The organism is Flavobacterium olei, assembly GCF_039749035.1.
Lineage (GTDB): Bacteria > Bacteroidota > Bacteroidia > Flavobacteriales > Flavobacteriaceae > Flavobacterium > Flavobacterium olei.
In genome coordinates, this window is the sequence record NZ_JBDKWC010000002.1 from 579,298 (window position 1) to 605,785 (window position 26,488).

The following is a 26,488-nucleotide window of genomic DNA, read 5'->3' on the forward strand; positions in this document are numbered from 1 at the left end:
ATCTAAAATCAACAATCTAAAATCAACAATCAAAATGGGTGCGTTTGTAATTAGTAGGCGTTTTAACGATGAATATAAATTTGTTTTTACTTCCAGAAGAGGTAAAGTGATTTTTACAAGTTTAAGTTATGAGTTGCGGTTTGAGTGTGAGGAAGATATTGAAAGATTTAAAAGAACAATTGAGCTTTCGAAGTTTTTGAAATTTAAAGGCTCCGGAGGAAAGTATTTTTTTAAACTGATGTTGGATGGTGTTCATTTTGCCACAAGTCGAAAATATACTACAGAGTTACTTCTTCAAAAAGGAATTAAAGAAATTGTTACTTACGGCGCTAAAGCGGAGATTTTGGATTTCTCTTCAAATGAAGTGATATTTGAAGATGAGGAAACAGAAGATGAAGTGACTCAACAAGAGTTGGAAGAAGTTGCAGAATAAAAAAAAGCGTCCACAATTGTGAACGCTTTTTTTTATTGAAGCGGATCAATTAAAATTGATCATAAAAAAAACCATCTTCTAAAGATGGTTTTAAAATCGTTAGAACTTAGGTTCTAATTATTTTTTTACTTCTTCTACTTTAGCAGCAGCAGAATCAACTTTAGCAGCAGCAGAATCAACAGTTGCAGCAGCAGAATCAACTACAGCAGCAGCTGAATCAACAGTTACAGCGCTAGAATCTACAGCAGTTTCTGAAGCAGCAGCGTCAGCTTTTTTACAAGATACAACAGTTAATACAGCAACAACAGCTAAACTTAAAAATACTTTTTTCATCTTACTTTATTATAAAAGGTTAATTATTAATTCGTGGCAAAGATATAAATTTTTTAATATGTAAAATATTTTTTCACTTTTTTTTTAAAATATTTTCCTTACTCACGATTATGTTATTTATCAAATAATATGCCAAATTAACAAAAAGAAATGATATTATTGTATGTTTTGTGTAATTTATTTTTTATTGAAAATTCTATCGCTTTTTTGGCTCTTTTGATTCTGTTTATTGTAGTTTATTTTGTTTTTTATTAAATATGAAATTTGGTTTCAAAGATCAAAAGGGAATTTTAATCAGTTTAAATTGTATAAAAAGTTCGTATTTAACTCAAAAATTACTTTTTAAAGAGTTAGGAAACTACTTTCATGATAGTTTCTGTAGCTCCTTTATTGTTTTGAATAAATGATCTGCAGATTTCACTCTTTTCTTTATAAAACAATTTATCAGTTAAAAGCTGATCGAATGCTGTTTTAAGTTCCTGAAAATCAGAAATAACCACGCATCCCTTTAGTTCTACAAGAGAAACAGCTTCGGCAAAATTAGAGTAATTGGGGCCAATTACAATTGGAATTCCAAAAGTAGCAGGTTCTAAAATATTGTGTATTCCGGGATTTCCAAATCCGCCCCCCACATATGCAATAGTTCCGTAACTGTAAATTTTGGTTAATAACCCAATTGTATCTATTATGAATACATTATACTGTGATAGGTTTTTGTTGTCTTTTTCAGAAAATAAAACACTTGATTTTGTGATTTTTGATTGTAAATCCGAAATCTGATCCGGTTTAATATTGTGAGGTGCAATTATAAATTTTACATTTTCATCTGCCTGATTAATAAACTCTGTAATCAAAGCTTCGTCTTTTGGCCATGAGCTTCCAAAAACAATAACAGGTTGGTTGTTTTTAAAAATTTCAATATAATCTAATGAGTTGTCTCTCTCTAATATTGCATTGACGCGGTCAAATCTGGTGTCTCCTGAAACGATTACGTTTTGAAAACCCAGGCTTTCTACTTTTTCTTTTGATTTTTCGTTTTGAACAAAAAAGTAAGTAAAGGCAGTGAGTGCCTTTCTGTAAAATCCGCCGTACCATTTAAAAAACACCTGATTGTCTCTAAAAATGCCTGAAATTAAATAAGTTGGAATTTTATTCTTTTCTAATTCGTTTAGATAATTAAGCCAAAATTCATACTTTATAAAAAAGGCTAGCTCTGGATGCACGGCTTTTAAAAATCTCTTTGCGTTGTTTTTAGTATCAAGTGGCAAATAAATAGTAACATCTGCTACTGTGTTATTTTTACGCACTTCGTATCCCGAGGGAGAAAAAAAGGTCACAATAATTTTATGTGAAGGATATTTTTCCTTTATTTTTTCGATAACCGGTAAGCCTTGCTCGTATTCACCAAGAGAAGCAGAATGAAACCATATGGTTTTGTCTTCCGGTTTTATTTTTTCCTCTAAAATTGAGAAAACATTTTTTCTGCCTTCAACAAAAAGCTTGATTTTTGGGCTAAACAATGCGACAATCCTGAGGAAAAATCCGGCGAATAAAACTATTAAATTATATAGAAAAAGCATGTGTAAATTTTTGTGGCTAAATTACATTTCTTTCGACTATTTTCATTGGTTTGAAGCTATTAATAACTATTTTTGTTCCTCCATTTAGAGATTTCAAATTTAAACGGGGTCTTTAATTTAAATATTATTTAGAAATGAAAAAAATTCAGATGGTTGACTTAAAAAGTCAATATGAGAAAATAAAATCTACTGTAGACGCTTCTATTCAGGAAGTTTTAGATACAAATACATATATTAACGGACCTTTAGTTCATCAGTTTCAAAAAAATCTTGAAGATTATTTAGGCGCAAAACATGTAATTCCTTGTGCAAATGGAACTGATGCTTTGCAAATCGCTATGATGGGGCTAGGTCTTCAGCCGGGAGACGAAGTTATTACTGCCGATTTTACTTTTGCGGCCACTGTTGAGGTTATTGCTTTACTACAATTGACGCCGGTTTTGGTTGATGTGGATATGGTAAATATGAATATTGATATTGAAGCGGTTAAGAAAGCAATAACTCCAAAAACAAAAGCAATTGTTCCGGTACATTTATTTGGACGTGCTGCTAATATGGATGCTATTATGGAAATTGCAGCGCAACATAATTTATATATAATTGAAGATAATGCACAGGCGATTGGAGCAGATTATGTTTCTAAATCGGGTGCTAAAACTAAAGTTGGAGTAATTGGTCATGTGGCGGCTACTTCTTTCTTTCCTTCTAAGAATTTAGGTTGTTACGGAGACGGAGGAGCGATTTTTACAAATGATGATAATCTGGCACACATTATCCGCGGAATTGTAAATCACGGAATGTACGAGCGTTACCACCATGATGTCGTGGGAGTTAATTCACGTTTAGACAGTATCCAGGCCGGGGTTTTAAATGCAAAATTACCTTTGTTAGATGAATACAACGCAGCACGTCGTTTGGCGGCGACAAAATATAATGCAGCATTTGAAGGAAATAAACATATCATTACTCCAGATTTTGATGCAAATCAGAATGATCACGTTTTTCATCAATATGTTTTAAGAATTGTTGATGCAGATCGTAATGCGTTAATGCAGCATTTGTTGGATAAAGGAATTCCTTGTGCTATTTATTATCCTATTCCATTGCACTCTCAAAAAGCATATGTAGATCCGCGTTATAAAGAAGAGCAATTTCCGGTAACGAATCAGTTGGTAAAAGAAGTAATTGCTTTGCCAATGCATACAGAACTTGATGATGAGCAAATTAAATTTATTACAGATAGTGTAATCGAATTTTTAAAATAATAAAAAGCTATAGCTAAATACAACCATAAAAACCACAAAATGAAAATATTAGTAACAGGAGGATTAGGATTTATCGGTTCGCATACCGTAGTCGAATTGCAAAATGAAGGCTTCGAAGTTGTTGTCATTGATAATCTTTCTAATTCTTCAGAAGATGTTTTGAAAGGAATTACAGCCATTACCGGTAAAACCCCGTTATTTGAAAAACTGGATTTGCGGGAAAAAGCTTCAGTTCGGGATTTCTTTAAAAAGCATAGCGATGTTACAGGTGTTATTCATTTTGCAGCTTCAAAAGCAGTGGGAGAGAGTGTGGAACAGCCTTTATTGTATTATGAAAACAATATCAGCAGTTTAATTTATCTTCTGCAGGAGTTACAGCAAAAACCAGAAGCCAGTTTTATATTTAGTTCTTCCTGTACGGTTTATGGTCAGGCCGAAAAAATGCCGATTACAGAAGACGCGCCGGTTCAGACAGCAATGTCTCCGTATGGAAACACAAAGCAAATTGGCGAAGAAATAATTACCGATACAGCAAAAGTGACTAATATCAGTGCTATTTTACTGCGTTATTTTAATCCGGTTGGAGCTCATTCTTCTACAGAAATTGGCGAATTACCATTGGGAGTTCCTCAAAATTTAGTTCCGTTTATTACACAAACCGGAGCAGGATTGCGCCAGGAATTATCTGTTTTTGGAAATGATTATCCAACCCCGGATGGAACTGCAGTTCGCGATTATATTCACGTTGTAGATTTAGCAAAGGCACATGTAATTGCTTTACAGCGTTTATTAAATAAAAAGAATTTAGAGAAGGTTGAAACTTTTAATTTAGGAACTGGAAAAGGAAGCTCTGTGCTTGAAGTCATTCACAGTTTTGAAAAAGTAAGCGATAAAAGATTGCCATATAAGATTATGCCTCGCCGCGAAGGTGATATTACAGAAGCTTATGCAAATACAGATAAGGCGAACAATGTCTTAGGGTGGAAAGCTGAACTAAGTTTAGATGAAGCAATGGCAAGCGCATGGAAATGGGAACAAAAAGTGAGGAGTATATAAATTCTTCTCAGTTAAAATTATAAAAATTTTAAAGTCCCAAATTATCCAGTATAGTTTGGGACTTTTTTTAAGACACTTTTAGATCATGAAACAAAGTTTTGATTATAAATTAATTTTTGCATTAACAGCAGTCGGAATAATCTGGGGGACCACATTTCTGGGAATTAGAGTAGCGGTAGAAACGATTCCGCCGTGGTTTGTAACTTCTATTCGTCAGGGACTGGCGGGATTTATTATGATGATTATTTTGCTGTTTAGAAAGGAATTGAAATGGATTGGCTGGGAAAATTTAAGACATCAGCTTGTTCCATCTGTTTTAATGCTGGTAATTGCTAATGGTTTTACTACCATTGCAGAGCAAACCTTGCCTAGCGGATTGGCGTCTGTGATTAGTGCTCTTTCTCCCATAGTCATTTTTCTCGGAAGTATTTTATTTGGATTGCAGAAAATGAGTTTGAAAGGTTTTGTTGGTGTTATTATCGGTTTCTGTGGAGTTGTCCTGATTTTTAAAGACGGATTGGAATCATTTCTGGATGAAGACTACAGAAACGGAATTATATTTATGGGATTTGCTATCATAGCGTGGGCTGCAGGGACAATTTACACCAAATTTCACGGAAGTAAATCAAGAAATATAGTGCTGAATCTGTTTTATCAATTTACAATGGCATCTTGTATACAGCTGGTTTTGGCTTCAATTTTTTCTCCCAATCCGGATATAAGTACATGGAGTGCAACCAGTATATTTGCCGCCCTATATCTTTCAGTCTTCGGATCTGTAATTGCTTTCTTTAGTTATAACTATGCATTGAAACATGTTACAGCTGTGCAGGTTTCTATCTTATCTTACATCAATACGATTATAGCGGTATTTTTGGGCTGGTTGCTTTTGAAGGAGAAAATTACAATGGATTTTATTATCGCAACCGTACTTATTATTTTGGGAGTTTTTATAATTAATTATAAAAAGAAAGAAAAATCTGTAATTTAAATTTATTCAAACATTTCTCGTAAATTTGCTCTATAAAGAAAGTGATTATGGATTCGAAGAATGGAAATGAAAAAATCAACAAAGTCGAAGAACCTGCCGTTGAATATCAAGCTCTAAAACCGAAATTTGAGGGAATAGATCACGAGAATTTCGATTTTGATGCTGAGTTTGCCAAAGGCTTGACTTTAGAAGAAGCTAAAGCAGAATCTATTAAGAGAATAAGAGAGTGGTGGGGAAAATAGAAATTAATTCTACACCAGATGTTATTCGATTTTTAGATGATTTGGTTGTTAAATTATACAAGGAAGAATATTTCGGATTTATAGAATCTGCTGAAAAATATGTGTCTGATATTTATGACGCAATTCCTGAAAGAATAAAGAAAACGACACATAAAAAAACTCCGAATCCACTTAGATACTTAGGAGCTAATTACGTGTTTTACAAAACAAATTCAAGAACAACATGGTATATCTTTTTTGAAAAAAGAAATGATAATTATTTAATTACAAGAATTATAAATAATAATTCTGTAGAAGCACAAGGGCTTTAACAAAAATGCCTCATAATATTTATGAGGCATTTTCTATTTATTGAAAGCTAAAGTTACAAACTCAAAAATTAAGCATTAGCAGTAACCGCTTCTTTATCAATTTTATTAATCAAACCAGCTAAAACTTTTCCTGGACCAACTTCTGTAAACAAAGTAGCCCCGTCAGCGATCATTTGTTGTACAGATTGCGTCCATTTTACAGGAGCAGTCAATTGGATGATTAAGTTCTTTTTAATTTCGTTTGCATCTGAAACCGCATTTGCGGTTACGTTTTGGTACACTGGGCAAATTGGATTAGAGAAAGTTGTCGCTTCAATTGCAGCAGCCAATTCTTCTCTTGCCGGTTCCATCATTGGAGAGTGAAAAGCACCTCCAACGGGTAAAATCAAAGCACGTTTTGCACCCGCAGCTTTCATCGCTTCACAAGCTTTTTCAACAGCAGTAGTTTCTCCCGAAATTACCAATTGTCCTGGGCAGTTATAGTTTGCAGCAACCACAACACCGTCGATAGAAGCGCAAACTTCTTCAACAACATTATCCGCTAAACCTAAAACCGCAGCCATTGTAGAGGGCGTAATTTCGCAGGCTTTTTGCATGGCTAAAGCACGTTGAGAAACCAATTTAAGTCCGTCTTCAAAAGACAAAGTTCCGTTGGCAACCAATGCAGAAAATTCGCCTAAAGAATGTCCGGCAACCATTTCTGGTTTAAAATCTTCTAAAGTTTTAGCCAAAATAACCGAATGTAAAAATACAGCAGGCTGTGTTACCTTAGTTTCTTTCAGTTCTTCGGCAGTACCTTCAAACATGATGTCTGTGATTCTGAAACCTAAAATTTCATTCGCTTTTTCGAATAATTCTTTGGCTAAAGCCGAACTTTCATAAAGGTCTTTACCCATTCCTGTGAATTGCGCGCCCTGACCCGGAAATACGTATGCTTTCATTTGTCTAATTTAATTTTTACTTTTTTTTGGAATTGAAAAGTAGTTTCAATTGGACGGCAAAAATAACACTTTTTTAGCTTGTATAACCTTTAAACATATAAATCCATGCTAATCGCGAAAATCGGAGGTTGAAAGGTGTCAATAAAGTGATCACTACAGCAATGATTGGAATGATTCGCAAATCGAAATTTTTTTCAAAAAAGAATTGTGCTATACAATAAGTTGCAATTCCCTGAGCTACTGTTAATCCGTAGTTTACATACATTGCACCAAAGAAATAGCCAGGCTCTTTTTGGAATTTATAATGACAATGACTGCAATATTCGTTCATTTTTGGAAAACTAAAATTCAGAAAAATGTTTTTGTCTGTAAAAACTTTACCTTTGTGACAAACAGGACATTCGTTTTTTAAAATATGAGTTAATGCGCTTGACATGATTTTGTTGTTTTTTGTTTATACAAAGGTAATTACACAAGTATTAAAAGCCTTTTGTTTATCTTCGCTGATTATAGCATAATAAAGACATTTTGTTTTGATTTTTATCCTGCAAGGTTTTCAAAACCTTGTAGGTCTAAATAGCATCAAAGAATTCACCTACAATACCTACAAGGTTTTAAAAACCTTGCAGGAACTCTATAAACGATTGAAATGTGCTTATGAAGAAATACCCAATCTATAGTGTGCAAAATTTTAACTGTAACGATATTCATCGTGAGTTTTATGTAAATACTTTTAAAGAGCATTTAAAAAGCCACAGTTTTGTCGAAGAACCACATCGTCACGATTCTTATTTAATGGTTTTTTTTACAAATGGTTCCGGAATGCACGAAGTAGATTTTGACAGTTTCGAAATAAAAAAAGGAAGTCTGTTTGTTCTACAGCCCGGCCAAATGCATCATTGGAGTTTGTCTGAAGACATAGAGGGTTTTGTAATTATCTTTTCTCAGGAATTGTATAATTTGTATTTCGGACACAAAAAAATTAACGATTATAATTTTTACAATTCGATTTTAAATCGTCCAGAAGTAGATTTTAAAACACCAGAAATAGCTAAAATCCTGCCTTACTTTGAATTATTAATTCAGGAAAATAGTGAGGACAATAAATTGCAATTGGATAAAATGCTAAATCTGTTAGATTGCATTCATATCGAAATTGCCCGTAAGTATGGTGAAACTTTTTCACATCAAACGCATTCGTACAATATCAAAATAAGTGCGTTTGAAGTTCTTTTAGAAGAACATTTCAGAACGCAGAAATTCCCATCATTTTATGCGGAAAAATTAAATATCACACTAAAACATTTAAACAGAATCTGCAACGAAATTCTCCAAAAAACCGCCACCGAAGTCATCATGGATCGTGTTATTCTGGAAATCAAAAGAATGCTGATCGACAAACAGCTGGCAGTAAACGAAGTCGCGTATGCGGTTGGCTATGAAGATTATTCGTATTTCTCCCGCGTCTTCAAAAAACAAACCGGAATTTCCCCAACCGAATTTAGAAATAAACGTTAAAAAGCCTTCGGCTCCGCTCAGGATGACAATCATGTATTAATTAAACTTACGAATGTCAGGCTGAGCGAAGTCGAAGTCCGCGTTCCTTAAAAACAAAAACCCTGCACTTCCTAAAAAGTACAGGGTTTTTAACCAACCAAATTAAAACCTAATTTTTATGAGATTAAGCCTGTTTTACCAATTGAATTTCGATGTTCAGTTTTACTTCTTCTCCAACCAAAACTCCTCCGGTTTCAAGAGCAGAATTCCAGTTTAATCCCCAATCTTTACGATTGATTTTTCCTTCTATGTTTAAACCAACTTTAGTATTTCCCCAAGGATCAGTCATGATACCGCTAAATTCAACTGGGAATTTTACAGATTTTGAAACCTCTTTAATGCTTAAATCTCCAGTTAATTCATAATCCCCGTCATCAACTTTTGTGAATGAAGTAGATTTGAAAGTTAATTTTGGATTGTTTTCCACGTCAAAGAAATCGCCACTTCTTAAGTGACCATCTCTGTCAGCATTTGCTGTGTCGATAGAAGCAATGTCAGCAGAAAACTGAATGTCAGCATTTTCGAAATTTTCTCCCTCTGTGGTAACGGTAGCATCATAAGTTCCGAATTTTCCTGAAACATTTGTAAACATCATGTGTTTAACTTTAAAACCAATTTCTGAGTGAGTTGGGTCAATTGACCATTTTGTAGTTGCCATAATTTTATTTTTTAAATAATTAATTTCATTTTGATAAGACAAAGTTACGCTAGTAGTAATCGAAAGGCACTTAACCTAGATTAAGAAATAAAAACTTTGTTTTTTTTCTTATTAGACCTAACAGTTTTCTAAAACCTGTTAGATCTGCTCATGACTTTATATTATTCATATAAAAGGTCAAAGCTCCCGATGGGCATTTTTGTACCGTTTGTATAATTTTTTCTGAAGTTGATTGCTCAGCAGTGATCCACGGTTTTTCTTTCGGCCGAAAGACATCAGGATTGTTTTTTACACACTGCGCGGCATGAATGCATTTTCCGGATTGCCACACAATAGTAACTTCTCCGTTTGTATATTCTTTAGTAAGGTTCTCCGGGTTCATATTTGGGAATTTAATAGTTTGAAAAGAAAATCAATTTTTCTCTAATTTAATCTTTCTTTTTGGTTTTTGAAAATTTTGGGATAAAAAATAAAAGGTAATAAATTGAAATTCAAAATATTACCTTTTAGTAAGTTGTTGTTTTGAATTAGTAGTTCATCGGAATTTCCATTAAAAGAAATTCAGCATCTGTATTTGATTTTATATTTAAAGTTTCAAAATCTGAAATTCCAAGCGCGTCACGAGTGTTTAATTCCTGTCCGTTGATCGTAACATTTCCTTTTAAGATAAAAGCATAAACACCATTTCCTTCTTTTTTCAATTGATATTCAGTTGCAATTCCTGCATCAAAATTGGCCATATGAAACCAGGCATCCTGATGAATCCAAACTCCGGCATCGTCTGCATTTGGAGATAAGATTTGTTGTAATTTGTTGTGTCTGTCGGCAACATCCAACGAAATTTGCTGATAACGCGGTTCTACATTTCTTTTGTTCGGAAACAACCAGATCTGTAATAATTTAGTCTGCTGGTCTGCATTTGGGTTAAACTCACTATGCTGTACACCAGTTCCGGCACTCATAACCTGAATATCGCCATTTTTGATGATTTCAGTATTTCCCATACTGTCTTTGTGTGCCAAATCTCCTTCCAGCGGAATTGTAATAATTTCCATATTATCGTGAGGATGCGTTCCGAAACCCATTCCGCCTGCAATTGTATCATCGTTCAAAACACGTAACGCCCCAAACTGAATTCTATCGGGATTGTACCAGCTCGCAAAACTAAAACTATGGTAAGCATTAAGCCATCCATGATTTGCATTTCCTCTTGTTTCTGCTTTATGTAATACTATATTTTCCATGATTTGTATGTTTAATTTAATAGTACAAATTTACGACAGTAGTTATAAAAGGCACTTAATCTAGGTTAAGAAAAGATTCTGAGATGCGAAGGTGTTAAATTTTTAAGCTTTTTTTAACCGGTGAAAAAACCAATGAAGGCTTCTTCTACGTGAAAAACGGAATCGACCAGGGAATTGCAAGAGATTTAAGCTATGATCCATATACCGATTTGATCTGGATGGAAACCAGTAATCGTGATTTGGTGTATGCAAAAAGTTTGCAGACGCCATGAAAAAAGAATTTCCGGATAAGCTACTTGCTTACAATTGTTCGCCCTCTTCAATTGGGCAGCAAAATTATCGGTTGCCGAAATGGAAACGTTTAGAGAAGATTTGGCTGTAATGGGATATAAATTTCAGTTTATTACACTGGCTGGTTTTCATGCTTTGAATACAAGTAGGTTCGAATTGTCTAAAGCCTACAAAGAACGCGGAATGGCTGGATATTCTGAATTGCAGGAAAGAAATTCGCGTTACAAAAAAACGGATTCAGAGCTGTAAAATATCAGGCTTTTGTGGGAACTTCTTATTTCGATGCCGTTCAAAACACGGTTATGATAGGAAAATCAACAATTACAGCAATGAAACATTCTACAGAGGTTGAGCAATTTTAATTTTTTCCGCCACGACCCGAGCGATAGCGAATCGACGAAGTAATTCACGAATTATTTTTTTACAATCGTTGAGAATAAAATTCGTAAATCGTGGCGGAAATTTCTATTTTTTTAAAAGACGGGCTTTCATTTTGCTAAAGAATTCTGGCGTAACTCCAATAAAAGAAGCGATCTGTTTTTGAGGAACTTTGTGTATTAATGTTCCATATTTTTTACTGAATTTTTCAAAACGTTCTTCGGCGGGTAAACTTAAGTTGTCCATTAAACGCTGTTGATTCGCCACTAAAGAGTTTTCAATCAAAATTCTGAAAAAGCGTTCTAGTTTAGGAATTTCTAAATACAATTGTTCCTGATTTTCTTTGGATAAAGAAACTACTTCAGCTTCTTCTAAAACTTCAATGAAAAGCTGTCCCGGTTTTTGCGAAAAAAAACTGTACATGTCGCTCATCCACCAGCCTTCGCAGGCAAAAGAAAGCACATGCTCGACAATATTGTCATTGATATTAAAGCTTCTCAAAATTCCGGAATTTACAAAATACGAATGTTTGCAAACTTCGCCGGCATTTAATAAAATGGTTTTGGCTTTGTAGGTGTTAGTTTCTAATTTAGATAAAAAAAGTGCCTGTTCTTCTGGAGTCAGAGTAACATGTTTGGCAATGTTTTCAAGAATCAATGCCATATTATTTTTTTTCGTCTATTAATGCAAATGAAGTTGCTGCAAAGCGATTTCCTTTTATTTCTCCGGTAACAGAAGCTTTTCTAATTGCGTTGCAAAATCCTGTGTCAGAATGTGCATCGCCATGATCGTGAATGGTTGTCCCGTCAACAAAATAGCTTTTTCCATCAATACGAACGGCTAAGTCACAGCTTTTACCTTTCATTCCGAATTGGCATTCTCCGCAGGAAGCTTCAACGATTGTCGGTTTTTCAAATTTCTTTTTGTCTTGTGCTTGCGCTGCAATTCCGATAAATAGGAATGCCGCTAGTAGTATATTTTTCATGTTTACGAATTTACGGTTATTAATTTTGCAGTTCCTTTGGCGCGTTCTACAATTTCTTCAATTGGAGTCAGTAAAGAATCAGAACTTAAAACAACTCCCATTCTGCGATACGGCCTTGAAGTTGGTTTCCCAAAAATCCTGAAATCGGTTTTGGGTAACGCAGCTACTTTTTCAATTCCGGTAAAAGTTGGATTAACAGAATCTGCTGATGCTAAAATTACGGCACTTGCTCCGGCTTTTTCTAAAGTAATTTCGAAAATAGGAAGACTTAAAATCGCCCTTAAATGCAATTCAAATTCGTTGAAATTCTGCGTTCCTGCTAAAGTTACCATTCCAGTATCGTGCGGACGCGGCGAAAGTTCGGAGAAATAAACACCTTCATTAGTCAGGAAAAACTCCACACCAAAAAGTCCGGCACCACCAAGTGCTTCGGTAATTTTTTCTGCCATATCCTGAGCTTCATATAAGTCTTTTTCGGATACCAAAGCCGGCTGCCAGCTTTCCTGATAATCGCCTCGTTCTTGTCGGTGCCCGATTGGCGCACAAAATAAAGTTGGATTGTTATTTTGAGTAATCGTTAAAAGTGTAATTTCCGAATGAAAATCTACAAAAGCTTCTACAATCACTTCGATAACATCGCCGCGCGAACCTGCGACAGCATATTCCCAGGCTTTTAAAATATCTTCCTCAGTTTTGATTGTTGATTGCCCTTTTCCAGAAGAAGACATCAAAGGTTTCACCACACACGGAATTCCAACTTCCTGAACGGCTTTTTGTAATTCTTCGGCTGAAGTTGCGTATTGATATTTGGCAGTTTTTAATCCTAATTCTTTGGATGCTAAATCACGAATGGCTTTACGGTTCATGGTAAAGTTGGCCGCTTTCGCTGAGGGGACAACAGTAATTCCCTGTTTTTCGTAATCGTAAAAACGTTCAGTGCGAATGGCTTCTATTTCGGGAACTATAAAGTCTGGATTGTGCTTGGCTACGATTCTGTCTAAAGCGTCGCCGTCGAGCATATTGATGACTTCAAAACCGTGTGCAACTTGCATTGCCGGTGCATTTTCGTAACTGTCAACTGCGATTATGGTTTGTCCGATTCGTTGTGCGGCGATAGTGAATTCTTTGCCTAATTCGCCTGAACCCAGAAGTAGTATTTTCATTTTGGAGTGTTGTATTGTTGGAGAAGTAAAAGTAGCAAAAAAGCTTTTTTTAACCGCAAAGTTGGCAAAGATTTACGCAAGGTTCGCTAAGTTTTGTTTTAAGTCAAAGGAAAGTTAGCAAAGGGTTTCACGCAGATTTTGCAGATTCAGCAGATTTTAGTTGATTGCTAATTTGATTGTCACATTACATAACCATACAGTTTGTCATTTCGACCGAAGGCAGAAATCACACTAGAAACTCGACAAAGATTGATTTATTGAAACGGAGTTACTTGCGGAGATTTCTCCTTCGTCGAAATGACAAGATTATAGAAATATCAAAATAAAAAAAGTTCGCAAAGCTTTAAAAAAAAACTTTGCGAACCTTGCGTAAATCTTTGCGCTCTTTGCGGTTAAGAACTTTTAATGATATTGATCTTCTTCAATCTCAAATTCAGCATCTTTTTCCCAGATTTCCATTTCGCAGGGTTTGCAGTTGAATTTTAGTTTGTATTCCAATTCGCCCTGTTTTAAAACCAAAGGTTCTTTAACCTTAACACCAACAATATCTTTTTGGTGAATTGGGCATTTTTTTAATTCGTATTTAATGCAATATTTTGTTGTCATAACACGAGATTTTCCCGGATCCCATTGTAATTCAAATGCTTTTTCGATTTCGGTAACACCGTGGCGTTCGTAGAATTTACGAGCCGTTTTGTTGGAAACGTTGTACATGAAATCTAATTTCGTTTCCGGATACGGATGTGACGTTTTTACCAATTGGTGTTCTTCACGTTTGTAATTGGCCAATCGAATTTCTGATAACTGATCGAAAACATTTCTTCTCATTTCGTTGATTTTCGAAATTGGAAGGAACCAGTTTTGCGAAAATACAACGTCAATTTCATCAGCACTGTAAGGCGTAAAACCTGTTTTTGCCAATTGCACTTTGAAGTTTTCTGCGATTGATTCGCCGTTTTTCGTTTGTTCTTTTGGATGTTCTAATTTTACGGTGCTTATGTTTCCGTCTTCGTCGGTTGCGATTAATTCGAAACCATTTTCATTTTCGGTCAGCAACAAAGTAGTTCCAATTTTACGGATCGCACTATCTTCTCTTTCAACAATTTTGATGAAAGCGGTATCGTTGTTACGGTAAATAAAGGTACCGTCTTTAATTTCTTTTAAAACGTTAGGATACACTTTCCCGTTTTCGGCCTTGTTTACATAAATTCCATCGGCTTCGTTTTGTTCGTTGATGAAGCAAAGTCCGTCGCCGTTGTTTAGTAATTCGCCGTTTTCGATCTCGTAAGCGCCTCCGATAGTTCGGATTAATTTTCCAATATATTGTCCTTTTGATTTTGGACTTTCCCAGGAGCCAATGCTAGCGTGTCTTTCGTTTACGAAATAATCAGTGTAACCACGGTTGAAAGTTCTGTTTAAAGTAGAATCGAAAGTATAGGTACATTTTCCAGAAGAAGCTTTAGTGTATTTGTCGCTTCCTTCTAAATAACTGTCTAATTTCTGACGAAGGTACGACACGTTGTTTTTTACGTACGCCACATCCTTAAGACGTCCTTCGATTTTAAAAGAAACAATTCCCGCTTCAATCAAATTCGGAATCTGGTCTGAAACGTCTAAATCTTTTATAGAAAGTAAATGGCTGTTTTTGATTAAAGTTTCTCCGTTTCCGTCGATTAAGTTATACGGTAAACGACAGTTTTGAGCGCAAGAACCACGGTTGGCACTACGTTCTCCGTTTGCCACACTCATATAACAGTTTCCGCTGAAAGAAACACAAAGTGCTCCGGTAACGAAAAACTCTAATTCAACATCGGCTTCGTCGTAGATTGTTTTAATTTGATGCAAGTTCAATTCGCGTGCTAAAACCACACGTTTGATTCCGGCATCTTTAAGGAATTTAATTTTATCTGCATCACGATTATTGGCTTGTGTACTGGCGTGAAGTACGATAGGAGGTAAGTCCATTTCCATAATCGCCATATCCTGAATAATCAGCGCATCAACACCAATACCGTATAATTCCCAAATCATGGCACGACAGGTATCTAATTCGTTGTCGTATAAAATGGTATTCATTACCACAAAAACCTGAGCGTTAAATAAGTGCGCATATTTTACCAATGCCGCAACATCTTCAATAGAATTGTTGGCATTAGAACGTGCACCAAATTGCGGCGCACCAATATAAACAGCATCGGCACCGCTGTTTATGGCAGCCATTCCGCCAATTAAATCTCTGGCTGGTGCTAATATTTCAATCTTCTTCTTCATTTTTAAAACTTTAGGCTTTTGTGGTATTCACGAAAAAAAGTGTGCAAAGGTCTTATAAATTATTTGAGATTGCTAGAGTTGAGTTGATTTTTTTTGAAATTGTTAACTTATAACCTTATTCTTATTAGTATTCAAACAAAGTTATTGAGGACGAAACGCCATTTGCAAAGTTAGTCGTTGTAATATGTTTAATAAGATAATCCTGTTTATTATAAATATAATATTCTTTCATAGGTCTTTGAGAATACCAAAGCCAATCTGTTATATGAGTAGTAGGTGTAGGAAGAAAAGTGTTATTGTCTTCATTTTGAGTTTTCATATATGATAAAATAGGGTAAGCTGATATTTTGTACCAAGCTTCATTTGCATAAATTCCGGGTTTAGTAGGATCAATGTTGTATTCATCAGAATTAAGATTATAATGTTCCTGACCAGGTATAACATGCCCGGATTTATCATAAGTTTGCATCCAATAGACTGCGACTACCCTTACTTTATTTTCTCCAATTTCATCATATGCGAAATCTATAGTATATCTAAACCTGATACATCTGGCGAAAAAACATTGTTGTAAGAGACGTATTTTTCAACTTTTTTTATTCTATTTAAATCATCATATTCATATAGAACTGTACCTTCGTTTGTTTTTACTTCTTTTATATTTCCTTTGACATCGTACAAGTATTTATTTTCGGTTTTTGTACTAACTTTTCCGTTTACATACGTAAATGTGTCCATAAAACTTACTGTGGTACTTGCTTGATTACCATTGTAACCGGCTAGGTATTTTTTTGTAGATTTAAGTTGTTTCATTTGGTCATACTCATAATCCGTTCTACTTCCCCACCAACGCCTTAAAGTATCTCGAAAAGTGTTTAAAGAATCTTTTATAGCTGCTTCCTGAGTAAAGTTCGGCACATCTTTATAATAAATAACATGTTTTACTAATTTTAGCGAATCAGTTTCAAGACTTTTACCAGTTAAAGATTTTATATTATTTGTAATGGCCGGTTTAAGTACGACTTTAACAACAGGAGGTTGTTCTGGTATTTCCGGTTTAACTGGAGCTTCAACTTCTGTTTCCGGTTTAGTTGATGGTGAATCTTCTGATGAACAGCTGATTATGCTAAAAGCGGCTATGATTCCGATTATTAGTTTTTTCATTTTCAGGGTTTGGTTTTGAAATATAATTCGCGATAAAAATAGTATTTTAATTCATATGACAATATCCATCGTAAAAAGAATTTAAAAACAAAAAAACCACCCAACCCGAAGGTTAAAGTGGTTTTCAAAAAAAAAGCATGAATCGATCGATCGATTAATTCGCTCTCATTTTAATTTGTGATAAAGCATTCTGAATGCTGTTCAATTGTTTAGAAACGATTGAAGTCTGGCTTGATTCTAAATGATTATCTTCTAATGCCGCTTTATATTTTTCAATTGCAGCTTCTTCTCCTGTTACACAAGCATTGATAATAGCTTCTGTATCTCCACCTGTGAAAGATGATTTAATATCAATCCATGTTCTGTGTAAAGCTCCTAACGGACCACCACCAGAAGTATCTGTTGATTTTCCAAGTTTATTGATTTCGTCCTGCAACTCAACAATAAACAAAGCTCTTTCACGTGCATATTCAAGAAAATCAGTTTTCATTGCTGGATTTTCTACATGTTCGGCTGCATTTGTATATCCTAGTTTTCCATCTTCAAGAATTGAAATTAATCCTTCTAAAGTTTTAACTGCTTCTTTTGTGGTTTCATCTGTATGTATCATGACAAATAGTTTTTAAATTAATATATATTACAAAGTTGCTTCTTTATAAGTTATTATATCTTACAGGATTATAGCTTATGTTTTATAATATTGTGGAATGGAAATTTTATAACAACTTATATTAGAAGTAAGATAATTGATATTTATTATTTAAATTTTTACTTTAATGTCTTTTGAAATACCATAAATTTTCGAGTAAAACAATACATTGTTTGCGTATTGCATATCCTGTTCTATAGCATAGTAAAATCCGTTCTCTTTCATCTTTTGTAATCTTTCAACAGGCAAGATCTTTTTTAATTCTTCTTTGTTAATTTTTCTGTTGGATTTATAAATGTTATATAAATCTTTATAAATTGGATAACTAATTTTTGAGCCTAATTTGGTTTCACTTTTATCATTTATATCAATTGCAAAAAAATTAAAATGTTCAGATTTTTGTTTAAAATTGTTACTTTCGTTTAAAACATCAAACACAAAAATTTTGTTATAGATTTCAATTATTTTTATGTCTTTATTATTTATCGAAAATGAATTAATTAAATTTAATCGATCTAATTTTTGAATTTTATAGTCGGTTACTATTTTTACATTATAAATGGCGCTTCCTGCTGCTTTTTTGTCTGAAATATTAAGATTGTCCTGAATTTCAATCGTATGATATGTTATGCCTTTGCTGAGTAAGGTGCCCCAATTATTGTTGACAGAGTGAATACTGTCAATTGAAATTTTGTTTTTACCCATTGCATCAAAGGATTTCAATTTAATCTCCACAAAATTTATATCATTATTCTTTTTGAAAAAACCCGGAAAATGTGATTGGAACAAAAGCTGCTGTTTATTAAATTGAGTCAGTAAACTTAATTTTGAATTTTTTGAAAGAGAATCAATAGCGGAAATCATTTTTTCTGAGGGCAAATTATTTTTAAAGAAAATGTCTTCTTTGTCAAATTTCTTAACACTTACCTTATCTGTTGGAATAGTATTATAATTGGTAAACATGCTATAAATTACGTCATATATATCTGATGAATTTTTAGTGTTAATTTTATCACTTTCGCCTTTATAAAAAACCGAAATCATTATGTTTTCATTTTTCTGAGCTTTAACATTGATATACAATAGTAAAGTAAATAAGGCTAAAAAAGTTTGTCTCTTCATTTTTTGATTTGATTTTTATAAACGCTTTAAGGAACATTTATAATGGCTAAATTATAAAAAAGCCTCAGGAATTTCCTGAGGCTTTTTTTTATATAATTGGATCTTTAATTAAGCTGTTAAAGCTTCTTTGATTCTGCGTAATGCTTCTTTTAGAATATCATTGCTTGTCGCATAAGAGAAACGAATACAGTTTGGATTTCCAAACGCATCGCCTGTTACGGTTGCTACATTTGCCTCTGCCAAAAGATACATCGAAACATCGTTTGCATCTTTAATTTCTGTTCCTCTTAAAGTTTTTCCGAAGAAAGAAGAAACGTCTGGGAATACGTAAAATGCGCCTTCGGGTACGTTGATTTTTACTCCCGGAATTTCTTTTAGTAATCCAACTACTAAATCTCTACGACCGTGAAAAGCCTGAACCATTTCGTTTAGCACACTTGGATCAGCATCAACAGCGGTAATTGTTGCTCTTTGTGCTACAGAATTTGCTCCCGATGTTACTTGTCCCTGGATTTTTGTACATGCTTTTGCGATAAATTCCGGAGCTCCGATATAACCAATTCGGTAACCTGTCATAGCAAATGCTTTCGCTACTCCGTTTACTGTGATTGTTCTTTCTAACATTCCCGGAATAGAACCGATACTGCAGAATGTTCCTGAGAAATTGATGTGCTCATAAATTTCGTCTGCAACAACATATACATTTGGGTATTTTTCTAAAACTTTTGCCAATGCTGTTAATTCTTCTCTGCTATAAACAGATCCTGAAGGATTACAAGGAGAGGAGAACCACATCATTTTTGTTTTTGGCGTGATTGCCGCTTCCAATTGTTCTGGCGTTATTTTGAAGTCTGTTTCTACAGATGTTGGTACTTCTACAGGAACTCCTCCTGAAAGTTTTACAATTTCGAAATATGAAACCCAGTATGGTGCAGGTAAAATAACCTCATCACCATCGTTTAACATTACTTGCGCGATATTGTATAATGATTGTTTTGCTCCTGTAGAAACTACAATTTGAGATGGTTTGTATTCTAAATCATTGTCTCTTTTGAATTTTCTGCAGATTGCTTCTTTTAGATCCTGATATCCGTCAACTGGAGAATAAGTGCTATAGTTGTCGTCGATTGCTTTTTTAGCAGCTTCTTTAATGAAGTCTGGTGTATTAAAGTCCGGCTCGCCTAAACTTAAACTGATAATGTCTTTTCCTTGTGCTTTTAACTCGCGGGCTAAAGCAGCCATTGCTAATGTTTGCGAAGTGGCTAAGTTGTTGATTCTGTCCGAAAGAATATGATTCATTATAAAATTTTTGAATGTCCCTAATTGTTGCGCCAATTAAAGAAGGTTAATTATTAATAGATTTTTTTAGTTTTAGACTGATAATTCCGGTTTCATTCCAAGTTCACGTAAATGTTTGAAATGGGCGATAATGGCACTTCCCATTGTTTTGTATTCGTAATAGGGCAGGTCGCATTCTTTTGCAGTTTCTTTGACAATTTTTGCAATTTTGCCATAATGAATGTGACTGATATTTGGGAAAATATGATGCTCAATCTGATGGTTTAATCCGCCGGTGTACCAGTTTACAATTGCATTTTTTGGTGCAAAATTAGTGGTGGTAAACAATTGATGAATTGCCCAGGTATTGTCCATTTCTCCCAATTCGTTTGGAGAAGGATTTGTAGTTTCTTCAACAACATGCGCTAATTGAAATACAACACTCAGTATCAATCCGGCAGTATAATGCATTACAAAGAAACCAAGAAGAACCTTCCACCATGTAATTCCGATTACCATTGGTAAAACAATCCAGATAGAAACATAAATTACTTTTGTAATAATTAAAGTCGTCCAGAGAATTTTCGGATTTTTAGGTTCTCCATAAGACAGTTTTCTTTTAAGATAACTTCTCATTTGCTTAAAATCGGTTGTAATAGCCCAATTAAAAGTAAGTAAACCGTATAAGAAAACAGAATAGTAATGTTGAAAACGATGAAAACTATGCCATTTTGCATCTTTTGTAAAACGTATAATTCTTCCTGCATCCAGATCTTCGTCATGTCCGGGAATGTTGGTATAGGTATGATGCAGCACATTATGCTGAACTTGCCAGTTGTATACGTTTCCTGCTAGGACATAAATAGTACCGCCCATAAATTTATTGATCCAGGTTTTTGTTGAGTAAGAACCGTGATTACCGTCGTGCATTACGTTCATTCCCACGCCCGCCATTCCGATACCGATTACAATCGATAAAAGCAGCATTACCCAAAAAGGCATGTCAAGCGTAAGGATTAAAAAATATGGTGTTAAAAAAACAGCAAACAGAATAACAGCTTTTAAGTGTAGCTTCCAGTTTCCGGTTTTTTTAATATTATTTTCTTTGAAATAATTGTTTACCCGAGAGTTAAGCGTTCTGAAGAACTTCAGATTGTCTTGCCTTGCAAATGTAGGTGCGTTGTTATTCATAATTAATTTAAATAGTTTTCAAAGGTAATTATTATAAATTCTCAATTTGCAAAATTGAGTTAAATATTTCAATCGTAAAGTAGTACTTTTGTTAAAAATTTACAGCAATGGATGAGATATTGAAATATTTTCCCAATTTGACCGATCTTCAAATTGAACAGTTTCAAAAATTAGACTATTTATACCACGATTGGAATGAAAAAATCAATGTTATTTCTCGTAAGGATATTGATTCTTTATATACTAAACATATTTTGCATTCTTTGGGAATTGCCAAAATTATGAAATTTGAACCGGGAGCTACAGTGCTTGATGTTGGAACAGGGGGAGGATTTCCCGGAATTCCGTTAGCAATTCTTTTTCCGGAAACCCGTTTTTATCTAATTGACGTTATTGCAAAAAAGATAAAGGTGGTTCAGGGAGTTGTTGATGCATTGGAGTTAAAAAATGTCAAAGCAGAACAGAAGCGGGCCGAACTAGTAAAAGGCGATTTCGATTTTATTGTAAGCCGTGCTGTTACCAATATGCCGGATTTTGTTTCCTGGATTAATGATAAAATTAAGAAACAGCATAAACATACTTTAAAAAACGGGATTCTATATTTAAAAGGTGGAGATTTATCTGAAGAATTAAAAGATTTTCCCAAAGCGACCTTATATGATCTCTCTGAAATTTTCGAAGATGAATTTTTTGAAACTAAAAAAGTGGTTCATCTTCCATTAAAATTTAAAGTTTAATTTTTTAAAAGAATATAAAATAAAATAACCCAGCGGAATTTCTTCTACTGGGTTATTTTTTTGAATTAAAAATAAAACTTTTAAAACTACGAGGCTCTTTTAGAAAAATTTAAAAAAGAATTTGCCTTAAGATCTAAATTATCAATAAAATTATGAATCGCATTTTCTGATGCCTCGGGACTATATTCGAATGCAGCATCAAAGAAAAACTCACGGGACAATACCGGTTCATTTGAAGAATCGTAAACGGCTTCATCTGTTGGATCTAATTCAGTATTTCTATACGGATTAGAATGCGACTGAATTAATTTAGTAATTGTTTGGCCAAACCAGTTGTCGAATTTTTTCTTTTTTGGAGTAATATGACGCGCCAGTAAAACTAAACCTACCAGCTCATTTTGCAGAAAATACGAACCTTTTCGATATCGTACATCTATCATTCTTACATTCATCAAGGCAATCCATAAAGCGCCATTGACAGAACCCGCTGCAGGAACCTCAAAATCAGTATCAAATACCAATGGATTTGTTTGCTCTCTGTTTGCAACAGAACACCATAGTGCTTCAATACGTTTTTGAGTGTCATTTGTTGCCTGGGTATAACCTGTAAAACGCCAGTATACCCACTCTAATAAAGCTGCCGTTAAGGCAACAGAGGCTTTATGATTAATCTGCATCAGGGTGTTTTCCAATTCGTCATTCCCTTCAACAGGATCTAAGAAATCATTTATTTTGTTTTTAGTCCATTTATAGTTAATCGGATGACCAATACATTTTGACTCCATTATCACTTCCGGAACGTTGTTTAAGTTTCTCATATTTTGCTTTTTTATGTTTTTAGTGGAACGTTATATTAAAAGCAAATGTAGAGCGATGCATTCTTATGGATAGGAACTAAAAGTTTTTTAAATATCAAAATAAGACAAATGCAGATTTTAAATTGTTGATTATTAATTGTATAAGAAAAGTATTACAAATTTAGAATGTTTGATTTTGTAGGTATTGACAATACTTCCCGCTAATTTAAAACTATTGATTCACATAATGAAAAAGCCGATTCGGTTAGGAATCGGCTTTGCTATAAAGATAAGATTTGTATTAGAAATCTAAATAATTAACCTAAAAAAGGATATCTGTAATCTTCAGGAGTTACAAAAGTTTCTTTAATTGTTCTCGGAGAAGCCCAACGTAATAAATTTAATGCAGAACCTGCTTTATCGTTAGTTCCTGAAGCTCTTGCTCCGCCAAATGGCTGCATTCCTACCACAGCTCCAGTTGGTTTGTCGTTAATATAGAAATTACCTGCAGCATTTTGCAATTTAGTAGTTGCTACTTCTATTGCATAACGGTCCTGGCTGAAAACTGCTCCTGTTAAAGCATACTCAGATGTAGTATCTACTAATTCTAAAGTTTCTTCCCATTGCGCATCTTCGTAAACGTAAATTGTAATAACGGGTCCAAATAATTCGGTTTCCATTGTTGTATATTTCGGATTTGTAGTTACGATAACCGTTGGCTCAATAAAGTATCCTACAGATTTGTCATAATTTCCACCGATAATAATTTCTGCATCAGCATCTTTTTTTGCCTGATCAATATAACTTGCCAGTTTATCAAAAGAACCTTCGTGAATAACTGCAGTAATAAAGTTTCCAAAATCTTCAGGAGAACCCATTTTCATAGATTTTACATCTGCAATTAATTGCTCTTTTACGGCCGGCCATAAACTTTGCGGAATATAGGCTCTTGAAGCTGCAGAACATTTTTGTCCCTGGTATTCAAATGCTCCACGCGTAATTCCTGTTGACACTTGTTTTGCATTTGCGCTCGGGTGGGCAATAATAAAATCTTTACCACCTGTCTCACCAACAATTCTCGGATATGTTTTATAGTTGTGGATATTGGCGCCAATTTTAGCCCAAATATCTTTAAATACATGCGTTGAACCTGTAAAGTGAATTCCGGCAAAATCACGGCTTGCTAAAATAGTATCTGTAATCATTAAAGCATCTCCGAAAACTACATTAATAACTCCGTCCGGAACTCCCGCTTCTTTGAAAACTTCAAGAATAATTTTTGTAGAAAACACCTGGCTGTCGCTTGGTTTCCAAACCACAACGTTACCCATCATGGCAGCACTTGCAGGAAGATTGGCAGCAATCGCAGTAAAGTTAAAAGGTGTAATCGCATAGACAAAACCTTCAAGAGGTCGGTATTCTAAACGATTCCAAACTGTAGAATCAGATTTTGGCTGATCGTTATAGATCTGTGTCATGAATTCTACGTTATAACGTAAAAAGTCAATTAACTCGCATGAAGCATCAATTTCTGCCTGATGAATGTTTTTTGACTGACCAATCATGGTTGCAGCGTTAATGCGGGCTCTGTATGGTCCAGCAATAAGTTCTGCCGCTTTTAAGAAAATAGCAGCACGTTGTTCCCATGCCATATTTGCCCATGCTTCTTTAGATTCAAGAGCATTGGAAATTGCTTTTTCGATATGTTGTTTTTCTGCTAAATGGTATTTACCCACAACGTGTTTATGATCGTGCGGAGCTGTAATATTTCTGGTATTGCCCGTTCTGATTTCTTCGCTTCCAATATATAAGGGAACGTCAATCTGAGAATTCCACATGGTGGAATAAGCTGCCTGAACAGCTGCTCTTTCTGGGGAGTTTGGTGCGTAGCTTTTTACAGGCTCGTTTACCGCTTTTGGTACATGAAAAAATCCTTTAAGCATGTTATTTAAAATTTGTGAATTAGACTATTTTAAAGTCAGACCATTTGTTTTGTTACGAATAATCTAACGCTGCACAAAAGTACAAAGGATAAATTAATAAATTGATAATTTTATGATTAAGATAACGATAAAAGCAATAGTTAGAAACCAGGTCTTAATTTAATGCAAAAGGAGCGCACATTCTAAAAGTAGGAACGATAACCTTGAATGTTTTTGTAGTAGTAAAATTGATCATATTAAAATGACCTTTCATAGCGCCGTAGGGAGACGATAATAAACAACCCGAACTGTAAGTATGGTTTTCACCTGGTTTTAAAACCGGTTTTTTCCCAATAACACCTTCGCCGTCTACCACTTCCAAGTCATTCAATGAATCAAAAATTTCCCAGTGACGAGAAGTGAGCTGAACTGAATCTTTACTATGGTTTTCGATCGTAACTACATAACTAAAGGCAAAATGAATCTTGTAGTTTTTGAAGTAAGTACCTTCAAAACTAGTTAAAACAGATATTTTTATGCCTCTTGTAATCTGAGAAACCATACTAACGACGTATATATGTGAGTGTTATAGGGCAAAGCTACAAAAAAAAATCATTTAATCTAAAACCTTAACATTTGTTTTAGTTGACTATATTGATAGAGTTAGCATTTCCTTTTCCGATAACCCGCTCATAACGATCTGTTGCCTCTTTATAATAGACCAGAATTGTATAGTCGTTTTCGGTTTGATAGAAGTTTCCGTCGATAGCATTTTCATAATCTATAACCCCTTTTTTATCTGCGACCGTATATTGAAAATTGGTAAAACCCTGTTTGATCATAATGGCTTTTTCAAAAACACCTTTGTCGGTATTATAATCCATTTTATATTCGGGAGAAAGACTGTAGTTATTAAACATTCCGGTAATATAGATGTCTTTGTCCAGTCTGAAAGCAGGCGCAGAAAGACTAAAATAAACCCAGGCATAATCTGCTTCTATGTCATTGTTGGAACCGTTGATATTTTTTACCACAAAATTTCCATTTACATCTTCGTACAAGGTATAAATCTGATTTCCTCTTGCCGAATTTGTGTATAAAAAGGCATTATAAATATCATTATTTCCTCCCACCCGTGCAACATTATTATTCGCAGCACGAATGTCCTTATTTTCAAAATATAAAAATTCATTTCCGCCCCAAAACTGAGTTTCCTTGTTGTATTTATAAACGAGCTGGTTTCCAAGTGTGTATTGAGGAACAATATTTTTTATAGCATTCTTAAAATTCCCATTTTGCAATAAAAGAACTCTCACATTTTTTAAAGGTGTCTGAAAAACTATATCATTAGATAAAATAGCAAAATCTAAATTTTGCTTATAATCAATATTGCTTAAATCCCTGCTTCTTTTTACCTGAGCGGAGACTGTCGAATGATTTTCGTATAAAATAAATTTTCTGGAGAATACAACATCACGATCTTCGTTTAGAATTCTAAGCATATAATTACCGGAAAGTCGTATTTGTGTCGTAAACTGATTTGGAAAAGAAAGTCGGTAATGCGAGTAATTCTGAAGCGTATTAAAAGAATTAGAATAATTCATAATTCTCTGATTGTCCAGACCATATATATAATCGTTTTTCGGAATATTGGTAGGCATCCAGTTGTAATCGCAATGAATTACCTCAAAATAGTAATTGGCTTCATTACCAAATAAATCATCAAACTGAAAGTCGAAAGAAGAGCCTAATTCAAAAATAGGAATAACATTGTTTCCATTTTGGACAAATGATGCAGTTTTTATATTATATGGAGGATCAATTTCTTTTTCCTGTGCTGTCGATATTGTAAAAACAAAAAGAAAAATAAAGCTTGTAAATAAAAATTTTGGCATCTTGTTGTGTGTAAGATTGTAAATATAACAATTT

General features: G+C 34.2%; 29 protein-coding genes and 1 pseudogene. 9 read left to right on the forward strand and 21 right to left on the reverse strand.

All coding sequences use genetic code 11. The annotated features are described in order from the left end of the window. The first annotated feature begins 34 nt into the window (after positions 1–34). Positions 35–433 carry a DUF1508 domain-containing protein gene (locus tag ABEB31_RS06435; protein WP_347050769.1) on the forward strand — a complete coding sequence of 133 codons (399 nt, stop codon included), beginning with the start codon at positions 35–37 and terminating at the stop codon, positions 431–433. Positions 434–550: 117 nt separating this feature from the next. Here the strand turns inward: ABEB31_RS06435 and ABEB31_RS06440 are convergent, their stop codons facing one another. After that, on the reverse strand, positions 551–766 hold the full coding sequence (locus tag ABEB31_RS06440; protein ID WP_347050526.1) for a PG1828 family lipoprotein: 216 nt from the start codon (positions 764–766) through the stop codon (positions 551–553). A gap of 350 nt (positions 767–1,116) precedes the next feature. Continuing rightward, the gene (locus tag ABEB31_RS06445; protein WP_347050527.1) at positions 1,117–2,346 is read right to left on the reverse strand and encodes a 3-deoxy-D-manno-octulosonic acid transferase; all 1,230 of its coding nucleotides are present in this window, start codon (positions 2,344–2,346) and stop codon (positions 1,117–1,119) included. 134 nt (positions 2,347–2,480) lie between these two features. Between ABEB31_RS06445 and ABEB31_RS06450 the strand changes: the two genes are divergently transcribed. The 5 genes from ABEB31_RS06450 (at position 2,481) to ABEB31_RS06470 (ending at position 6,211) form a co-directional block, all read left to right on the forward strand. Beyond that, positions 2,481–3,611, forward strand: coding sequence for a DegT/DnrJ/EryC1/StrS family aminotransferase (locus tag ABEB31_RS06450; protein WP_347050528.1), 1,131 nt, complete (start codon positions 2,481–2,483; stop codon positions 3,609–3,611). Positions 3,612–3,650: 39 nt separating this feature from the next. After that, positions 3,651–4,667, forward strand: coding sequence for a UDP-glucose 4-epimerase GalE (galE, locus tag ABEB31_RS06455; RefSeq protein WP_347050529.1), 1,017 nt, complete (start codon positions 3,651–3,653; stop codon positions 4,665–4,667). Positions 4,668–4,752: 85 nt separating this feature from the next. Next, on the forward strand, positions 4,753–5,658 hold the full coding sequence (locus tag ABEB31_RS06460; RefSeq protein ID WP_347050530.1) for a DMT family transporter: 906 nt from the start codon (positions 4,753–4,755) through the stop codon (positions 5,656–5,658). Between the two features lie 47 nt (positions 5,659–5,705). Next, positions 5,706–5,900: a hypothetical protein gene (locus ABEB31_RS06465; protein ID WP_347050531.1), complete on the forward strand. Its 195-nt coding sequence runs from the start codon at positions 5,706–5,708 to the stop codon at positions 5,898–5,900. Beyond that, entirely contained in the window at positions 5,885–6,211 is a 327-nt protein-coding gene (locus tag ABEB31_RS06470) for a hypothetical protein (protein WP_347050532.1), read from the forward strand. Before ABEB31_RS06465 ends, ABEB31_RS06470 begins: the two co-directional genes overlap by 16 nt. 68 nt (positions 6,212–6,279) lie before the next feature. Here ABEB31_RS06470 and fabD read toward each other — a convergent pair whose 3' ends face one another. After that, a complete protein-coding gene (gene fabD / locus ABEB31_RS06475; protein WP_347050533.1) occupies positions 6,280–7,152 on the reverse strand; it encodes an ACP S-malonyltransferase in 873 nt (290 codons plus the stop codon). A 73-nt stretch (positions 7,153–7,225) separates the two neighbouring features. Further along, positions 7,226–7,588 carry a DUF983 domain-containing protein gene (locus tag ABEB31_RS06480; protein ID WP_347050534.1) on the reverse strand — a complete coding sequence of 121 codons (363 nt, stop codon included), beginning with the start codon at positions 7,586–7,588 and terminating at the stop codon, positions 7,226–7,228. Positions 7,589–7,809: 221 nt separating this feature from the next. Between ABEB31_RS06480 and ABEB31_RS06485 the strand changes: the two genes are divergently transcribed. Then, positions 7,810–8,670 (forward strand): AraC family transcriptional regulator, encoded by an 861-nt coding sequence (locus tag ABEB31_RS06485; protein ID WP_347050535.1) that lies wholly within the window; start codon positions 7,810–7,812, stop codon positions 8,668–8,670. A gap of 163 nt (positions 8,671–8,833) precedes the next feature. On the opposite strand, the gene ABEB31_RS06490 is transcribed toward ABEB31_RS06485, so the two are convergent. The 3 genes from ABEB31_RS06490 to ABEB31_RS06500 all read right to left on the reverse strand — a co-directional run bounded on the left by ABEB31_RS06490 (position 8,834) and on the right by ABEB31_RS06500 (position 10,611). Further along, complete coding sequence (locus ABEB31_RS06490; RefSeq protein ID WP_347050536.1) at positions 8,834–9,367, reverse strand: YceI family protein; 534 nt, start codon at positions 9,365–9,367, stop codon at positions 8,834–8,836. Between the two features lie 148 nt (positions 9,368–9,515). Then, positions 9,516–9,749, reverse strand: coding sequence for a (4Fe-4S)-binding protein (locus ABEB31_RS06495; protein WP_347050537.1), 234 nt, complete (start codon positions 9,747–9,749; stop codon positions 9,516–9,518). A 145-nt stretch (positions 9,750–9,894) separates the two neighbouring features. Next, the gene (locus ABEB31_RS06500) at positions 9,895–10,611 is read right to left on the reverse strand and encodes a pirin family protein (protein WP_347050538.1); all 717 of its coding nucleotides are present in this window, start codon (positions 10,609–10,611) and stop codon (positions 9,895–9,897) included. Between the two features lie 110 nt (positions 10,612–10,721). Here ABEB31_RS06500 and ABEB31_RS06505 point away from each other — a divergent pair. Beyond that, positions 10,722–11,264 (forward strand): annotated as a pseudogene (locus ABEB31_RS06505) (isocitrate lyase); the annotation flags it as partial. Between the two features lie 103 nt (positions 11,265–11,367). Here ABEB31_RS06505 and ABEB31_RS06510 read toward each other — a convergent pair. From ABEB31_RS06510 to ABEB31_RS06555, 10 genes are all read right to left on the reverse strand, one after another. Continuing rightward, positions 11,368–11,943 carry a Crp/Fnr family transcriptional regulator gene (locus ABEB31_RS06510; RefSeq protein WP_347050539.1) on the reverse strand — a complete coding sequence of 192 codons (576 nt, stop codon included), beginning with the start codon at positions 11,941–11,943 and terminating at the stop codon, positions 11,368–11,370. A 1-nt stretch (position 11,944) separates the two neighbouring features. After that, on the reverse strand, positions 11,945–12,265 hold the full coding sequence (locus ABEB31_RS06515; RefSeq protein WP_347050540.1) for a DUF6370 family protein: 321 nt from the start codon (positions 12,263–12,265) through the stop codon (positions 11,945–11,947). 2 nt (positions 12,266–12,267) lie between these two features. Then, complete coding sequence (gene purT / locus ABEB31_RS06520) at positions 12,268–13,428, reverse strand: formate-dependent phosphoribosylglycinamide formyltransferase (protein ID WP_430408227.1); 1,161 nt, start codon at positions 13,426–13,428, stop codon at positions 12,268–12,270. A 402-nt stretch (positions 13,429–13,830) separates the two neighbouring features. Further along, on the reverse strand, positions 13,831–15,699 hold the full coding sequence (locus tag ABEB31_RS06525; RefSeq protein WP_347050541.1) for a peptidase U32 family protein: 1,869 nt from the start codon (positions 15,697–15,699) through the stop codon (positions 13,831–13,833). Between the two features lie 124 nt (positions 15,700–15,823). Next, entirely contained in the window at positions 15,824–16,168 is a 345-nt protein-coding gene (locus tag ABEB31_RS06530) for a hypothetical protein (RefSeq protein ID WP_347050542.1), read from the reverse strand. A 56-nt stretch (positions 16,169–16,224) separates the two neighbouring features. Further along, positions 16,225–16,863, reverse strand: coding sequence for a hypothetical protein (locus ABEB31_RS06535; protein ID WP_347050543.1), 639 nt, complete (start codon positions 16,861–16,863; stop codon positions 16,225–16,227). A 154-nt stretch (positions 16,864–17,017) separates the two neighbouring features. Further along, positions 17,018–17,473, reverse strand: a complete 456-nt coding sequence (locus tag ABEB31_RS06540) for a ferritin-like domain-containing protein (protein WP_347050544.1) — start codon at positions 17,471–17,473, stop codon at positions 17,018–17,020. A 150-nt stretch (positions 17,474–17,623) separates the two neighbouring features. Continuing rightward, on the reverse strand, positions 17,624–18,634 hold the full coding sequence (locus ABEB31_RS06545) for a hypothetical protein (RefSeq protein ID WP_347050545.1): 1,011 nt from the start codon (positions 18,632–18,634) through the stop codon (positions 17,624–17,626). 108 nt (positions 18,635–18,742) lie between these two features. Then, entirely contained in the window at positions 18,743–19,933 is a 1,191-nt protein-coding gene (locus ABEB31_RS06550) for a pyridoxal phosphate-dependent aminotransferase (protein ID WP_347050546.1), read from the reverse strand. A gap of 72 nt (positions 19,934–20,005) precedes the next feature. Continuing rightward, complete coding sequence (locus ABEB31_RS06555; RefSeq protein ID WP_347050547.1) at positions 20,006–21,103, reverse strand: fatty acid desaturase family protein; 1,098 nt, start codon at positions 21,101–21,103, stop codon at positions 20,006–20,008. 107 nt (positions 21,104–21,210) lie between these two features. Here ABEB31_RS06555 and rsmG point away from each other — a divergent pair, with 107 nt between their 5' ends. Further along, positions 21,211–21,840, forward strand: coding sequence for a 16S rRNA (guanine(527)-N(7))-methyltransferase RsmG (gene rsmG, locus ABEB31_RS06560; RefSeq protein ID WP_347050548.1), 630 nt, complete (start codon positions 21,211–21,213; stop codon positions 21,838–21,840). Positions 21,841–21,926: 86 nt separating this feature from the next. On the opposite strand, the gene ABEB31_RS06565 is transcribed toward rsmG, so the two are convergent. From ABEB31_RS06565 to ABEB31_RS06580, 4 genes are all read right to left on the reverse strand, one after another. Further along, a complete protein-coding gene (locus tag ABEB31_RS06565) occupies positions 21,927–22,658 on the reverse strand; it encodes a hypothetical protein (RefSeq protein ID WP_347050549.1) in 732 nt (243 codons plus the stop codon). Between the two features lie 296 nt (positions 22,659–22,954). Next, positions 22,955–24,580 carry an L-glutamate gamma-semialdehyde dehydrogenase gene (gene pruA / locus ABEB31_RS06570; RefSeq protein ID WP_347050550.1) on the reverse strand — a complete coding sequence of 542 codons (1,626 nt, stop codon included), beginning with the start codon at positions 24,578–24,580 and terminating at the stop codon, positions 22,955–22,957. A gap of 154 nt (positions 24,581–24,734) precedes the next feature. Further along, a complete protein-coding gene (gene apaG / locus ABEB31_RS06575; protein ID WP_008467225.1) occupies positions 24,735–25,121 on the reverse strand; it encodes a Co2+/Mg2+ efflux protein ApaG in 387 nt (128 codons plus the stop codon). 79 nt (positions 25,122–25,200) lie between these two features. Next, complete coding sequence (locus ABEB31_RS06580; RefSeq protein WP_347050551.1) at positions 25,201–26,454, reverse strand: type IX secretion system plug protein; 1,254 nt, start codon at positions 26,452–26,454, stop codon at positions 25,201–25,203. Between the last annotated feature and the right edge of the window lie 34 nt (positions 26,455–26,488).